Here is a 14,695-nt window from a genome sequence, read left to right on the forward strand (position 1 = left end):
ACCGCCCGGCAGGCAGCTCATTCCCTTCAGACCTTCCACGCGGCCAGCGCGTCCACGATCTCGTCGAACGACGGCCGGGTGTCGATCTCCTCGCTCACGCAAGCCGCCGCGAGCGCTTCCAGCTCACGCACCCCGGCCCGCGTGTGCGGTGCGCAATGTGCGAGCAATTCGCCGAGCAGATGGCCGAACGCGCGAACTTCCAGCCGTTCGAGCCGGGCGCCATGCCGTACGTCGCTCGTGTCGTAGAACGATGCCGCACCGAAGTCGCCCAGCAGCGCAGCGCCCTCGCCGTCGTGCAGGATGTTGTGCGCATACAGGTCGCCATGCATGATGCCGCGCGCATGCAGATGGCGTGCGGCCGATGCGATGCCGTGCGCGATCCGCACGGCCTCTTCCGGCTCGAATCGCGCGTCGGCCGCATACACGTCGCGCGTGCAGGTTGCAAAGCTCGGCGGCCCGGCAAGGTTCGCGAGCGCCGGATCGACCAGTTCCATCACGAGCCCGTGCGTACCGTCCGGATGACCGCGCACCTTGCCGATCACCGGGATCACGTTCGGGTGGCGGCCGGCATGCAGGCATGCGGCCATTTCACAGTCGGGCAGCCCGTCGCTCGTCACCGCGCCCTTGAACAGCTTGACCGCGACCGCTCGCGACGCATGATGGTCCGCGCGCCATTGCGCGCGGTAAATGACGCCCGACGCCCCTTCGCCCAGCTTCTGTTCACATGAGAGCGACGCCCAGTCGACGTCCGCGACCTCCGGCCCGGCCGACGCCGCGGCTTCCGGCGCGGCGCTGAACGGATTGCCGGAGTATGCGAGCCACGCGAGGCGCGGCAGGCGCGGCAACCAGTCGGGCAGCTGGTCCAGCCGGTTCGCCGACAGGCGCACCAGTTCGAGCGCACGGCACGCGGCCATTTCGGCAGGCAGCGTGCGCAGCCGGTTGCCCGCGAGCATCAGCTTCTGCAATCGCGAGCAGTCGCCGATCCCGGCGGGTAGCGCGTCGATTTCGTTGTCGGTCAGGATCAGCCAGCGCAGCGCACGCGGCAGCGATCCGCGCGGCACCGTGCGGATCCGGTTCGCCTTGAAGCCGATCATGTCGAGTTGAGCGCACGCGCCGAGCACGTCGGGGAAGGCGGTGAAGCGGTTGCCGGACGCGAACAGGATGCGCAGGCGATGCAGCCGCGGCAAGTCGTCCGGCAGCGCGGCGAGTGCGTTACCGGACAGGTCGAGCACTTCGAGCGTATCGGCCAGATCGAAAATCTCGCGCGGAAACTCGGTCAGCCCGCACGCGAGCTTGAGTTGCCGGGCGCCCGACAGTTGTCCGGCCTGCAGTTGTTCGAGGGTGGTAGTCACGGGGAGAAAGCGGGTGGCAGTAGCGATGGTCGTCGGACCGATCGTCCGAATTCTACCGGGATCGCTTTCGCGCACACCGCAACCCTGTCATACCCCCTTCACAAACGCGCAATGTGGCGCTAGAATTGCGCCCCTTGCAGTGCAGTGCCGACGTGGTGAAATTGGTAGACACGCTATCTTGAGGGGGTAGTGGCGAAAGCTGTGCGAGTTCGAGTCTCGCCGTCGGCACCAGATGCGGTTTCTCCGCGTTTCCAGCATTTTCAAAAACCCGCGACAGCGCATGGCCTCGCGGGTTTTTTGTTTTTATCGCGTTCGACGAAACGATACCGATGCAAGCCCGGCGCGCACCGGGAGATTCAAGCGCGGGACGGATCCTCCGCCAGCATCTCGGCGCACCCCGCTAGGCCAGCAACAGAAAATTGCGAACGACCGCCGACGGCTCGTCGCATCGCGACGCAATGGCCAGCCTTGCACGAAGCGCATTACCGGCGAACGGCCGATAGACGACACCGGCAACCTGCACCTGCGTAATCGCCTTCGGCACGACAGACACGCCGAGCCCGGCAGCGACCAGCGTCACCGCGGACGCGATTTGCGGTGCGGGTTGCGCCATCCGCGGCTCGAATCCGGCGGCGTTGCATGCGGCGACGATGTCGTCGAACAGCGCGCTGCCGGCTTCCCGCGGCACCTGCACGAACGACTCGTCGGCCAGCTCGGCCAGATCGATGCGGCGACGCCGCGCCAGCCGGTGCGCCACGGGCAGCGCGACGAACATCGGTTCCTCGTCCCAGTCCGACACCCGCAACGTCGCGGCGGCACGGCGTTCCGGCCGCACGATCGCGACGTCGAGATGCCCGGCGTCCAGCGCCTCCAGCAGGACGCGCGACGTCGCCTCCTGCAACGTCAGCTCGGCCTCCGGAAACGCCTCCCTGAAGCGGCGGATCAGATCCGACACTTTCGAATTGAACGCCGCCGTCCCGGTGAAGCCCACCCGCAGATGCCCGGTTTCCCCGCGTGCGGCCCGCCTTGCCGCCCGCGCCGCCCGCTCGGCATCGTCGAGCACGCGGCGCGCCTCTTCCGCGAAGACCTCGCCCGCCAGCGTCAGCTCGGCACCGCGCGCGGTCCGCTTGAACAGTTCCACGCCGAGTTCGCTCTCGAGCGCCTTGATCTGCTGGCTCAACGGCGGCTGCCCGATGCCGAGCGTTTCGGCAGCCTTGGTGAAATTCGACGTGGCCGCCACGGCCAGAAAGTATCGGAGATGTCGGAGTTCCATTCGCCAGGTGACCTCACGGTGAGCCGGACCGGCTCTTCAGCCAGTGGTAAAACATATCGCTACGGTTTCTTTCATATATTGGACATATACATGACGGTGCGCAAGAATTCAGGCATTCCGTCGCACATCGAGTGCACTCATGTCCTCCGCTTCGATTTCCCGATCCACGCCCGGCCCGCAGAACGCCGCGTCCGATGCGCTGCCTGCAGGCGTGTCCCCGCGCTCGGCCGCGTACAAGCGCATCGCGCTGGCGCTGTTCCTTGCCGGTTTTTCCACCTTCTCGCTGCTGTACTGCGTCCAGCCGCTGCTTCCCGCGTTCGCACGGGAGTTCCGGCTGGGCGCGGCATCGAGTTCGCTCTCGCTGTCGCTGTCGACCGGGATGCTGGCGGTCTCCATCCTGTGCGCCGGCGCACTGTCCGAACGCGTCGGACGCCGCGGGCTGATGTTCGCGTCGATGACGCTGGCCGCGCTGTTCAATGTGCTCGCCGCGCTGTCGCCCAACTGGAACCTGCTGCTGGCCTGGCGTGCGCTCGAAGGTTTCGCGCTGGGCGGTGTCCCGGCGGTCGCGATGGCCTATCTCGCGGAAGAAATCGCGTCCGAGGGGCTCGGTTTCTCGATGGGTCTCTATGTCGGCGGGACCGCGTTCGGCGGCATGATCGGTCGGATCGGCATGAGCGCACTGGAAGAACATTTCTCGTGGCGGACGGCGATGCTGACGATCGGCGTCATCGATCTCGTCGCGGCCATTGCCTTCGTGATGCTGCTGCCGCAATCGCGGCGCTTCGTGAAGCGCACCGATCTGACGTTGCGTCATCATCTTCGGCTGTGGAACGCGCAACTGCATCATGCCCGGCTCCCGTTCGTGTTCGCGATCGGCTTCCTGGTGATGGGCGCGTTCGTGACGATCTACAACTACGCGGGGTTCCGGCTCACGGCGGCCCCTTTCAACCTGAGCTCGACCGAGTGCGGCCTGATCTTCGGCGCCTACCTGTTCGGGATGGTGTCGTCATCGAGCGCCGGCGCGCTCGCCGACCGTCTCGGGCGCGCACCGGTGCTTGTCGGCGGCATTCTCGTATTCGCGGCGGGCCTCGCGCTGACGCTGTCGCACTCGCTCGCTGCGATCGTCGTCGGCATCGTGCTCGTCACGATCGGCTTCTTCGTCGCCCATGCGGTGGCGAGCGGCTGGGTCGGCTACCTCGCGGGATCCGCGAAGGGGCACGCTGCCTCGCTGTACCTGCTCGCGTACTATCTCGGATCGAGCGTGCTCGGCTCGGTCGGCGGGTCGTTCTGGCAGCACGGCGCGTGGGCAAGCGTCGCCGCGTATGTCGCGGTGTTGCTCGTCCTCGGACTGATGGCTGCGCGGCGATTGGCCCGCGCGTAACGGACGCGGCGGGCACCCCGCGTTTTCCAGTCAATCGCCGCCGGATTCGAGCACGTTCTGCGTCGGCACAACCGACGGAGTCGTCGGCTTGAGCATCGTGCGGCGCGTCTGCGCATCCGCCCTTCTCCGGCCGAGCGCGAGCTCGCGTCAACCTCCGTTCGCATGGAATTCGGCGATGGCTTTCCACATCAATACCGGATTCGAATACATCGGGAAATGCCCGCAATCCGGGATTTCAGACAGCACGACACCCTGCGCCTCGATGGTTTTCAAGTACGACAGCGCTGCGTTCTGTTCGCCGTACATGAACATCCGCGGAAACGGCAGCGCGAGGAATTTGCGCATCAGGTCGCCGTTGTCGGACAGTTCGACCATCGAGCGGAAGATCCCACCGGCGGCTTCCGCGCGCACCTTGTGACGCAAGCTGGCCGCGTACAGCGCGCTCGCATACGCAGGTGCACGACAGGTTCGCTCGATGAAATCGTCGAAGAAGCGTTCGGCGCTGTCGCGCGGATGGTCGATGATCTGACGGCTCAGGAAGCAGTCCTCGGGCGCGATGTTCCCTTCGATATCGACAAAGCTGAGCACGCGCGCCGGATATCGGTGCGCGAGCATCAGCGCCGTCAGCCCGCCCATCGAATGTCCGACCAGATGGAATCGCTCGAAGCCCATGCGGCCGATCACGTTCAACGCCGTTTCGACCAGGAACGGAATCGTGATCCTCGACAGATCCACGCACTGCGTTTCCCCGCAGCCCGGCGCGTCATAAGCAACGAAAGGCCGCTCGTCGAATGCGCGGTGGCGGACGATATCCGCGTAGTCTTCCTTCGTCGAGCCGAAGCCGTGAAGGAACACGATCGGCGTCTTGTCGCCGCCGCGATAGATGGCCGAAACATCCAGTGCGGTGTCGTCAATCGAGAACGAGAACCGCGACCGGGAAAATTCATCACTCATCGTCTTGATTCCCGAGTAAAGACGAGGTTGCGTCGGCGTCGATGCAATGCGGTCGATCGATGCCGAACAGCCAGCCCCGGACAACGACGCTCAGACCGACAGCGTCCGGCAGAAATCCTTGATGGCCGCGCACGCGCGCAGCAACGACGGGTCGTCCAGTGCGTACGCGATACGGATGTACGGGCCCAGCCCGAACGCACTGCCGTGCACGGTCGCGACGCCGGCTTCATCGAGCAATGCATTCACCACGTCCTCGTCGCTCGCCAGGCGCGTGCCGGCGTGTGTCGTCCTGCCGATCAGCGCTGCGCACGACGCGAACGCATAGAACGCACCCTGCGGGACGTCGCACCGCAATCCCGGCGCCTGGTCGAGCTGTTCGACGACGAGATTGCGACGGCGCTGGCATGCAGCGCGGGAGTGCGCGATGAAATCCTGCGGCCCGGTCAGCGCGGCCAATGCGGCGTGCTGCGAAATCGTCGACGCGCCGGACGTCTGCTGCCCCTGAAGCTTCTCCATCGCATCGATCAGCCAGCGCGGCCCGGCACCGAAACCGATGCGCCAGCCCGTCATCGCGTAAGCCTTGGACACGCCGTTCATCGTCAGCACACGTTCGCGCAGGCGCGGCTCGACCTGCGCGATCGTGAAGAACTCGATGCCGTCGAAAATCAGGTGCTCGTAGATATCGTCGGACAGCACCAGCACATGCGGATGCGCGAGCAGAACACCGGCAAGCGCCTGCAGTTCCGCGCGGCTGTACACGGCCCCCGTCGGATTGGACGGAGAGTTCAGGATCAGCCACCGCGTACGCGGCGTGATTGCCGCCTGCAGTGCATCCGGCGTGAGCTTGAAGCCGCTTTCCGCGCCGCAGGCGACGGCAACGGATCGGCCGCCGCAAAGCTGCACGATCTCCGGATAGCTGACCCAGTAAGGCGCCGGAACGATGACTTCGTCGCCTTCGTTCAGGGTCGCGGCCAGCGCATTGAAAATCACCTGCTTGCCGCCGCTGCAGACGAGCGTGTCGCGCCATTCCACGTCGAGCCCGTTCTCGCGCCGAAACTTGCCGGCGATCGCTTCGCGCAACGCGCGCAGCCCTGCCACCTGCGTATAGCGCGTGTGGCCCGCACGAATCGCCGCGATGCCGGCCTCGCGCACGTGCTCGGGCGTGTCGAAGTCCGGCTCGCCGGCGCTCAGCGAAATCACCGCGGCACCGCTGGCGCGCCGTGCGGCCACGCGGTCCATCACCTTGTAGGTAGCCGACGGGCGGGCCGCGGCCAGGAAGCGGTTCAGCGTGTCGATCGGCGCGTTCATTGCGCAGCCCTCCAGTTCGTCAGGCCCATCAGGTCCAGCGTGCTGCGGCCTGCGCGCAACGCGTCCATCATCCGCGCTTCCTTGTCGGCGCGCGCCTGCCCCTGGGTCAGCGTCCGTTCGACATGGGCCATCGGGATCACGAGGACGCCGTCATCGTCCGCGACGACCAGATCGCCGGCTGCGACCGGCGTGCCGGCAAAGCTGAGCGGCTGCCCGACCGAAGGCGCGCTCGCCTTGATCGTGCCGCGCATCGATATGCCGCGCGTGAATACCGGAAAGCGCCGCGCAACCAGCGCCGCGATGTCGCGCACGCCACCGTCGATAACCAGCCCCGCGACGCCGGCCGCCTCGGCCGCCACGGTCAATACTTCGCCCCAGTAGCCCGACACGAAGCCGCCGGTCGATACGACGAGCACACTGCCCCGCGGGACCTGCTCCATCGCGATGTGGATCGACAGGTTGTCGCCCGGCGAACATTCGAGCGGATAGGCCGGACCTGCGACCGACGCGCCCGGCCATACCGTGCGAATGGCGGGATCGACCGAACTGGTCGCGAGCCCCGACGCCTCGTAAAGCGTCGAGGTCCCGAGCGCACGGGCCTGGTCGAGCAGGTCAGCGTCGTAGGTGTTGATCGTGGACATCAGGCTTTCCTTTGCAACGTGTGGTAGCCCAGCGCGGCGCGCGCTTCACGGAGCGTCTTGCCGAGTGCGAGCTGTTCGCGAATGCGCGATTCGGTTGCTTCGATTTGCCGAGCGACTTCGGCCACTTCGCGCGCACGGCCGCGCGGCACGATGACGACGCCGTTGGCATCCGCGACGACGATGTCGCGCGCCGCCACGCGCACGGTGCCGATCCCGACGGTGGCGTTCACCGTTTCGACCTGCACGCGATCCTTGCCGGTACGCATGAAACGCCCCGCCGTGAACAGCGGATATTTGTCGTGCAACGCTTTGTTCACGTCGCGACAGACACCGTCGATCACGGTGCCCGCGATGCCGCGCAGCCCCGCGTACTGGGTCATGATGTCGCCCCATACGGTGCAGTCGGTGCGGCCGTCGTTATCGATCACGACGACATCGCCTTCCGCAACGTCGTCGATAAAGTCGCCGACGGTGCCGGGCGGCACGCCGGCCGGCACGTACTTGACCGTGAACGCGGGGCCGACGACGACTTGCGGATAGTCGGTCAGCGGCATGACGCCCAGTGCCTGCCCGTGCAGACCCAGCTTGTCCATCGCGTCCGACACACCGGGCGTATCGAGGCCCGCGAACAACGCGGCCAGTTCCCGGTCTTCCGCTCGAGCCTTGCTCGGATTCGTCATATCCAATACTCCAGGTAAAAGATCGGCGCTCAGCGCACTGCAATTGCTTCGAATTCCTTGTCGTGCATCACTTCCGCGACCGGGCGGCCGGCGCGCACGGCGGCCACCATGCCGTCCTGCCGCTTCGCGATACGCTCGCCCAGATCGAGTACGTCCTCGATGTGCATCGCCGGCACGAAGACCGTGCCACAGCGGTCGGCGATCACGTAATCGTCCTGGTGCACGTTCACACCGGCCATCTGCACCCGCGTGCCGGAATCGACCTGAACCACACGGTTGCGCGCGCTGATCATCGTGACGCCGCGCCCGTAAACCGGGTAGCCGATCGATTCGCTGCCTTCGATGTCGCGGCTCGATCCGTCGATCACCGACCCGCGGATCCGCCTCGCGGTCGCCGCGTTGGCCAGGATGTCGCCCCAGCAGGAAATGCCGTCCGCGCCGCCGGCGATCACGAGCACGCGGTCGTCCGTGACAACGGCGTCGACGACCGGAGAAATGAGATGCACGGTCGGCCTGGCATCCGTCTTCGGACCGAGTTGAATGGTGCTGGCCCGCCCGACGACTTTCGGGCATGCCCACAGCGGGCGCAAACCGACCGTCGCACCGGGCAGGCCCAGAAAGTCCAGCGCATCCGACACGGTGTTCGTGTCGAGCGCGGCAAGGCGATCGAGAAAGGAAGGCTGATCCATCACGCTGGTCCCCGTTATCAAGTGGGGCAATCGTCGCCTCGGCAGCGTGGTATGTAAATTTCGTATTTCGTATCTGCCTGATACGATTTCAGGAATACGGAAGGCACGCCGTCGCCGGCTGGCGGCGGCGATAATGCCGTCGTCACGGAGGCTGCTCCGGTGACGGCATCGGCATCATTTCACCCTGGACGCACCCGCCATGAGCAATACGATCGACTACCGGCTGATCCGGCAGCTCTGGATGTTCCTCGCCGTCGCCGAGGAGCAGCATTTCGGACGGGCGGCGAAGCGGCTGAACATGTCGCAACCGCCACTGACCGAGCAGATCAAGGTGCTGGAACAGTCGCTGAAGATGCAGTTGTTCCATCGCTCGCGGCAGGGAACGCAGCTCAGCCCCGCGGGTGCGGCGATCCTGCCGGCCGTCAGGCAATTCGCAGAGCAGGCCGAGCGGCTGCAACGCGTGGTGCGTGAGGTCGCGGCCGGTCAGTCGGGCGTGCTGCACGTGGGTGCGATTACGTCCGCGATGCTCGATACGGTCCCGCCGTTGCTGGATGCGCTCAAGCGCGCGCATCCGGATTTGACCGTGTTCGTCAACGAGATCGACAGTGTCGACGCGATTCCCGCACTGGAAGCCGGCGAGCTCGATCTCGCCTTCGCGCGCGTCGACGGCGAAGTGGCGAACGGCATCGCGACGCTGCCGCTCGCGGAGGATCGCCTCGCCGTGGCGCTACCGAAGAAACATCCTCTTGCCGCGATGCCCAGCATACGGCTCCGATCGCTGATGGGCGAGCAACTGATCATGTCGGCGCGGCAAGTCAGCCCCGTCTACTTCGACATGCTGATATCGGTCTGCCGCACGCATGGCCTGACGCCGCGCGTCGTGCATGAAGTTCGATCGGTGACGTCGCAAATTGCGTACGTCGGTTGCGATCAGGGCGTGGCGCTCGTGCCTGCTTCAATGCGCAAGCTGGCGCCGGAGAACGTGATCGTTCGCCCGCTGAAGGAAAAGGTCATGGTCGTGACGGCAGCAGCCGTATGGAACACCCAACGTCATCATCCGATGGTCGATGAAGCGCTCGACATGCTGAAAAAAAACCGTGCGCGCGTGAATCGCGCGGCACGGAATGCATGACGACGATCACGACGCCAGCACATCCTCCCCCTTCACCGCATACGCCGCCTCCCGCCGCCGCAACCGCAGCGCGATCAACGCGGCCAGCACCGCCAGCGCCACACCGGCCAGAAACCCGCCCGTATAACCGACCTTCGCGGTGAGCGACAGGATCGTCGACGATGCGATCAGTTCGCCGAGATCGCGCGTGCTCTGCACGGCCGTCACGTCGGTGCCGGCCTGGTCGCTGCCGCCCGCGAAGCGCATGCCGGCCGTCATGATCGACACCGACGTGATGCCGGTCGCCAGCGAACCGAGTACCGTGCACAGCCATGCCCACGACGGCGCCACCGGCAGCCACCCGCTCGCCTGTGCGAACCACAGCAGCGCGGCCGCGCCCGCACAGCTCACGCCGGCCGTAAACGCACGCCACAATCCGAGCCACCGGACGAGCCACGCGCCGCCGCCGCAACCGAGCACGACCGTCACGATGCCGCCGGCCATCCCGAGCTTCCCGATCGCGTCGAGCGACCAGCCCGCATCGTTGAGAAACAGCTTCGACAGGCCGAAGCCCGATACGGCCGTCATCGCCGACAGCAGCGCGAGCGACAGCAGCGACCACGAACGCGGCCGCTTCGCGAAGCGCACGAGGCTTGCATTGTGTTCGGCGTGCACGCGTGCGCGATCCGTATCGCGCGGCAGCACCCACAGTACGCACGCAAGGCTCGCGAGCGGCACGGCGGCCAGCGCGAGAAACGCGGCGCGCTGCCCGAACAGGCCGATCAGCGTCAACGTGCCGGCGCCGCCGCCGAAGAAGCCGATCATCACGCCCGCGATCTGGATCGCGTTGATCTTCGCGAGCGTGTCGCCGCGGAAGTGCTCGGCGGCCATCCCGTCGTTCGCGATGTCCTGCGTCGCGCTCGCGAGCGACGCGACGGCCAGCAGGCCGACCGCCCATCCGGCCGTCGCGACCGTCATGCCGATCTGCGCGAGGCTGCCGAGGCACAGCACGACGAGCGTCTGCATCGGCAGCATCCAGCTGCGCCGCCGGCCGATGCGCGGCGACCAGCGGTTGTCGACGACGGGCGCCCACAGGAATTTCACGACCCACGGCAAGCCGACGAGCGGCAGGAACGCCAGTGCGTGAAGCGGCGCGCCGTCGTGGCGCAGCAGGGTCGGCATCGCATCCATCGCAATGCCGATCGGGATTCCCTGTGACAGGTAAAGCAGCGTGATCGTGATGACCAGGCGGCGATGTTCGAGCAGATCGCGCATCGGTGTCTCCAGTTGCATGACATTAAAAAGGTTCGACGCTGGCCGGCACGCGCGCGGCACGCAACAGCAATGCGCCGAATGCGACGAGCGCCGCGTCGATCGGCCAGTACACGGGTTCGCCCGCGCCGAGCAGCGCGATCGCGCAGTGCGTCACGCCGGCCAGCCCGTATGCGGCGCCGGCCGCACGCATCAGCCTGCGCAGCCATGCCGCGCGATCGGCCACACCGGCCGCAAGCGCGACCGCGCCGCCCCACACGGCCCAGAACAGCATCGCGAGCGCATGGTCGACGTGCACGCCGTCGGGTAGCGCACGCCCCGCGAACAGCAGCACGCCGCCCGCGAGCACGAGCCCGCCGCATGTGCCGACGGCGATCGCGGCCAGCACGTTCGCGGCGCGATCCTGCTGCGCCCGCCGCCGCTCGATCCACAGATGCAGCCCCGTCGCGCACAGCGCGCACGCGGCGAGCCCCATCAGGAAATGCACGACACGCAGCACGCCGCCCATCGCACCCACCCAGCCGTATTGCGCGAAATGCAGCGGCTGCACCGCGATGAACGTACGCAACCAGAAGCCGCGGCCGCGCGACGTGGCATCCGCGAGCCATTGCCCGTCCGCCGCGCGATACAGGTGACGCTCGAACACCGCCGTACTCGGCAGGCCGGCGGTCGTACCGGCAATCTCGACGCGCGCGTTCGCATCGCCCCAGCCATGCAGCACGAGCGCTTCGGGTCGGAAATCCGCGATGCGCGCCGCGTCGCGCCGCAGCAGCGCATCGAGATCGGGCGGGCGTTGCCACGCGTCGCCAGTTACGGCGGGCGGCGGCGCGCCTAGCAGTTCGGCGAACGCGCGCTGCGGCTGCCCCGGATAGGCGACGCCCGCGAGCGACACCGTGCCGAGCGCGCCGAGCCCCGACAACGCACCCGTGAACGCGAACAACACGAGCCACGGGGAGCCCCACAGGCCGATCCACGCGTGCAGGTCGAACAGCGCGGCGCGCAACCCTTTATCGCGCCGGATACGCGCCGCGTCGGGCCAGCGCCGGTGATGCACGACCAGGCCCGCAACGATGAGCACGAGCAGCACGATGCCCCACAGGCTCACGAAGATGCGCCCGGGAAAGCCCGCGAACAGCGTCTTGTGCAGCGTGACGAGCAACGCCGCGCGTCCGCCGTCGGCCAGCCGCTCGCCCGTCGCCGGGTCGAGCGCCAGCGTGCACGCCTGGCGCGCGTCGCAGAAACGGATCGCCGGATCGTCCGGTTGTGGCAGCACGATGCGCGCATCGCGCAACGAAACGCCGAGCGCCGCGGCACGCGCGACGAGCGCATCGAGCGGCAGCAAGGGCCGCGCAACGGCGATCGACGCTGGCCGCCACCAGCCCTGCATCGAATCGGTCGCGAGACTCCAGGTACCGCTGAACAGCACGACGAACAGCACCACGCCGAACAACGCACCGGCGCCGCGGTGCAGCGCGCGCCAGCGCGAACGCGACGAAGCGTCCATGTCAGCGCCCTCCCCAGAGCATCGCGCAGGGCACGAGCACCGCGAGCCATGCCCCCGCACGCCACGCAGCCTGCCGCCGCCCAGGCGCGACGAGCACCCACAGCAGCGCGGCGACGCCCGCGGCGAGCGACAGCAGCACGGCCGCGTAGAGCCGGTTCAATCCGTCGGCCGGGTAATGACGGGCCAGCGTGACCGCCAGCGCGACCGAGCCCGGCAGCACGCCGCCGATCGCGAGCGCCGCGCGCGTACCCCAGCCGCCCGCCATCAGAACTGCCCGCGCACGGTCAGCATCACGTTGCGCGGTTCCCCGTAACGGTTGTTCCAGCCCGGGTTGCTCAGGCTCAGGTAATACTTGCGGTCGAACAGGTTGTTGACGTTGACCGCCGCGCTCCAGCGCTTGTCGTAGCGGTAGCCGAGCCGCACGCTCGCGAGCGCGTAGCCGCCCTGGCTCATCGTGACGCCGTTCGCCTGCGCCGAGTAATTGCTCTGCACCTGCAGGCCGCCGCCGATGCTCCAGCGCCGCTCCTGCCACGGCAGGTCGTAGTTGGTCCACAGCCGGAACAGGTGGCGCGGGTTCAGCAGCGGCGCGAACGACGAGCCCGCGTTCGCGAGGTTGTCCGCATAGCGCATCGTGTCGTACGTGTAGCTCGCCCACACGCTCCACCACGGCGTGATGCGGCCGTTCGCCTCGAACTCGAAGCCCTGGCTGCGCACGCTGCCGCCGTTCACGTAGTAGCAGTTCGGCCCGGCGCACGGATGCGCGAGATCGACCTGCGGGTTGTTGTCGAGATCGATGCGGAACGCCGCGAGCGACACGTTGAGCTTGCCGCCCGCCAGTTCGCCCTTCACGCCCGTCTCGTAGGTGCGCCCCTTCACCGGCGTCAGGATGCCGCCGCCCCACATCGACTTGGTTTGCGGCTGAAACACTTCCGCATAGCTTGCGTACCACGACCAGTCGCGCGCGAAATCCCAGATCAGCCCGCCGTACGGCGTGAACTGGTGGCCGGTGTTGTAGTGCGCGCCGAGGCTGTCCTGGTTCCACCAGCTCATGCGGCCGCCGAGCACGAGCGTGACGGGTTCCGCGAGCTTGATGCGGCCGAGCCCGTACACGCCCTTCTGCGAAATGTCGTTCTGCTGCGACTGCTGGTACGGGCCGACGTCCGGCTCGGGCACGCTGCTCGGGTTCCAGCGGTACACGTTCACCGGCGTGCCGGCCACGTTGCCCAGGAGCTGCGCCGACATCTGCCCGCTGCTGCTGTTCGCGTAGGTCACGCCGAACAACAGGTCGTGCGTGAGCCCGAACGCGTGCACCGGGCCCTGCACGTTCGCATCGAGGCTGCGGCTGTAGCTGCTGAACTGGTACGCGCCGCCCGTCAGCGCGCCGCCCGCGCCGGTCGCCGGGTCGATCGCGCCGTACGAGCCCGCGTATTTCAGGTCCGAGCGCACGCTCTGGTATTCGCCGCTGACCTTCGCCTTCCAGCCGGCGCCGAGCTTCTGCTCGACCGATGCGAACGCGCGCGTCGTGTCCCAGTCGAAGTGGCCCCACGCGGTGTCGAGGAACGTCGAGCGCGACAGGCCGAGGCTCGACCCGTCGCGCGCCATCGGCACGCCGGACATGTCGGGCACCGACCGGGTCGTCTGGTATTGCGCGCCGAACGTGAGCAGCGTGTCGCGCGTCACGTCGACTTCCGTGATGCCGTAGATCGACCGCGTGTCCTGCTTGGCGTGGTCGTAGAAGAAATGGCGATCCTCGTAGGCGGCGACGAGCCGGCTGCGCACGGTGCCGGCCGCATTGAGCGGCCCGCCGATGTCGGCTTCCGCGCGATAGCGGTCCCAGCTGCCGACGCTCACGCTCGCGTTCGCGGAGAACTGGTACTGCGGCCGCTTACGCACAAGGTTGACCGTCGCGGCCGGGTTGCCCGAGCCGTGCAGCAGGCCGTTCGCGCCGCGCAGGATTTCCACGCGCTCGTACACGGAGATGTCCTGCGGCGCGCTCGCCATGTCGCCGATCACGACCGGCACGCCGTCGAATTCGAACGAATCGACCTTGAAGCCGCGCACGAAATACGCGGTGGTGAGCAGCACGTAAGGCTGCACCGTCACGCCCGCCGACTGCTGCATCACTTCGTCGAGCGAGTACAGGTTCTGCTGGTCGATCCGCTCACGCGTCGTCACGCTGACCGACTGCGGAATCTCCCTCAGCGCAAGCGGCATCTTGCCGACCGTCGCGACCGACGGATCGTCGGCCACGCCGCGCGACGCGGTCACCGAAATCGCCTTCAGCTCGCCCGCGGCGGGCTTCACGGCGGTCGTTTCCTCCTTCCGGACTTCCGCGTCGGCCGCCGGCGCCGGCGCCGCATCCGCGAACGCCGCCGCCGGATTTGCGGCGATCAGCAGGCCCAGATACAGCGACTGGCGCCAGCACCCTCGCCGCAAACGGGCGACACGCGCGCCCTTCGTCCTTGATCTCCCAGGTTCCAGCACCTCGTACCGCATTCACGCCCCCGTATTTGATAATCATTCTCATTAT

13 protein-coding genes and 1 tRNA gene are annotated in these 14,695 nt (G+C 67.3%); 3 read left to right on the forward strand and 11 right to left on the reverse strand.

The window, feature by feature from the left end:
* Positions 1-26 precede the first annotated feature (26 nt).
* A complete protein-coding gene (locus LGN17_RS08955; RefSeq protein WP_226196005.1) occupies positions 27-1,352 on the reverse strand; it encodes a protein kinase in 1,326 nt (441 codons plus the stop codon).
* A 146-nt stretch (positions 1,353-1,498) separates the two neighbouring features.
* Between LGN17_RS08955 and LGN17_RS08960 the strand changes: the two genes are divergently transcribed.
* Positions 1,499-1,583: transfer RNA gene (locus tag LGN17_RS08960), tRNA-Leu, on the forward strand.
* 169 nt (positions 1,584-1,752) lie between these two features.
* On the opposite strand, the gene LGN17_RS08965 is transcribed toward LGN17_RS08960, so the two are convergent.
* Entirely contained in the window at positions 1,753-2,625 is an 873-nt protein-coding gene (locus tag LGN17_RS08965) for a LysR family transcriptional regulator (protein ID WP_175968954.1), read from the reverse strand.
* A 139-nt stretch (positions 2,626-2,764) separates the two neighbouring features.
* On the opposite strand from LGN17_RS08965, the gene LGN17_RS08970 reads away from it, so the two are divergent.
* Entirely contained in the window at positions 2,765-4,006 is a 1,242-nt protein-coding gene (locus tag LGN17_RS08970; RefSeq protein ID WP_226196007.1) for an MFS transporter, read from the forward strand.
* A gap of 147 nt (positions 4,007-4,153) precedes the next feature.
* Here LGN17_RS08970 and LGN17_RS08975 read toward each other — a convergent pair whose 3' ends face one another.
* The 5 genes from LGN17_RS08975 to LGN17_RS08995 all read right to left on the reverse strand — a co-directional run bounded on the left by LGN17_RS08975 (position 4,154) and on the right by LGN17_RS08995 (position 8,278).
* Positions 4,154-4,960 (reverse strand): alpha/beta fold hydrolase, encoded by an 807-nt coding sequence (locus LGN17_RS08975; RefSeq protein ID WP_226196009.1) that lies wholly within the window; start codon positions 4,958-4,960, stop codon positions 4,154-4,156.
* 90 nt (positions 4,961-5,050) lie between these two features.
* Positions 5,051-6,268 (reverse strand): pyridoxal phosphate-dependent aminotransferase, encoded by a 1,218-nt coding sequence (locus tag LGN17_RS08980; protein WP_226196010.1) that lies wholly within the window; start codon positions 6,266-6,268, stop codon positions 5,051-5,053.
* Positions 6,265-6,909 carry an RraA family protein gene (locus tag LGN17_RS08985; RefSeq protein ID WP_226196012.1) on the reverse strand — a complete coding sequence of 215 codons (645 nt, stop codon included), beginning with the start codon at positions 6,907-6,909 and terminating at the stop codon, positions 6,265-6,267. Before LGN17_RS08985 ends, LGN17_RS08980 begins: the two co-directional genes overlap by 4 nt.
* Positions 6,909-7,589: an RraA family protein gene (locus tag LGN17_RS08990; protein WP_226196014.1), complete on the reverse strand. Its 681-nt coding sequence runs from the start codon at positions 7,587-7,589 to the stop codon at positions 6,909-6,911. The genes LGN17_RS08985 and LGN17_RS08990 overlap by 1 nt, the downstream gene beginning before the upstream one ends.
* A 29-nt stretch (positions 7,590-7,618) precedes the next feature.
* A complete protein-coding gene (locus LGN17_RS08995) occupies positions 7,619-8,278 on the reverse strand; it encodes an RraA family protein (protein ID WP_226196016.1) in 660 nt (219 codons plus the stop codon).
* A gap of 199 nt (positions 8,279-8,477) precedes the next feature.
* On the opposite strand from LGN17_RS08995, the gene LGN17_RS09000 reads away from it, so the two are divergent.
* On the forward strand, positions 8,478-9,410 hold the full coding sequence (locus LGN17_RS09000; protein ID WP_226196018.1) for a LysR substrate-binding domain-containing protein: 933 nt from the start codon (positions 8,478-8,480) through the stop codon (positions 9,408-9,410).
* A 6-nt stretch (positions 9,411-9,416) separates the two neighbouring features.
* On the opposite strand, the gene LGN17_RS09005 is transcribed toward LGN17_RS09000, so the two are convergent.
* Genes LGN17_RS09005 through LGN17_RS09020 form a run of 4 tightly spaced genes read right to left on the reverse strand, consistent with a single transcriptional unit; the run spans position 9,417 to position 14,661 of the window.
* Positions 9,417-10,664, reverse strand: coding sequence for a RhtX/FptX family siderophore transporter (locus tag LGN17_RS09005; RefSeq protein ID WP_226196020.1), 1,248 nt, complete (start codon positions 10,662-10,664; stop codon positions 9,417-9,419).
* A 22-nt stretch (positions 10,665-10,686) separates the two neighbouring features.
* Positions 10,687-12,165 carry a PepSY-associated TM helix domain-containing protein gene (locus tag LGN17_RS09010; RefSeq protein WP_226196022.1) on the reverse strand — a complete coding sequence of 493 codons (1,479 nt, stop codon included), beginning with the start codon at positions 12,163-12,165 and terminating at the stop codon, positions 10,687-10,689.
* Position 12,166: 1 nt separating this feature from the next.
* The gene (locus LGN17_RS09015; protein WP_175953185.1) at positions 12,167-12,430 is read right to left on the reverse strand and encodes a hypothetical protein; all 264 of its coding nucleotides are present in this window, start codon (positions 12,428-12,430) and stop codon (positions 12,167-12,169) included.
* Positions 12,430-14,661 (reverse strand): TonB-dependent siderophore receptor, encoded by a 2,232-nt coding sequence (locus tag LGN17_RS09020; RefSeq protein ID WP_226196024.1) that lies wholly within the window; start codon positions 14,659-14,661, stop codon positions 12,430-12,432. The genes LGN17_RS09015 and LGN17_RS09020 overlap by 1 nt, the downstream gene beginning before the upstream one ends.
* Between the last annotated feature and the right edge of the window lie 34 nt (positions 14,662-14,695).

Source organism: Burkholderia sp. AU30280 (assembly GCF_020420125.1).
GTDB lineage: Bacteria > Pseudomonadota > Gammaproteobacteria > Burkholderiales > Burkholderiaceae > Burkholderia.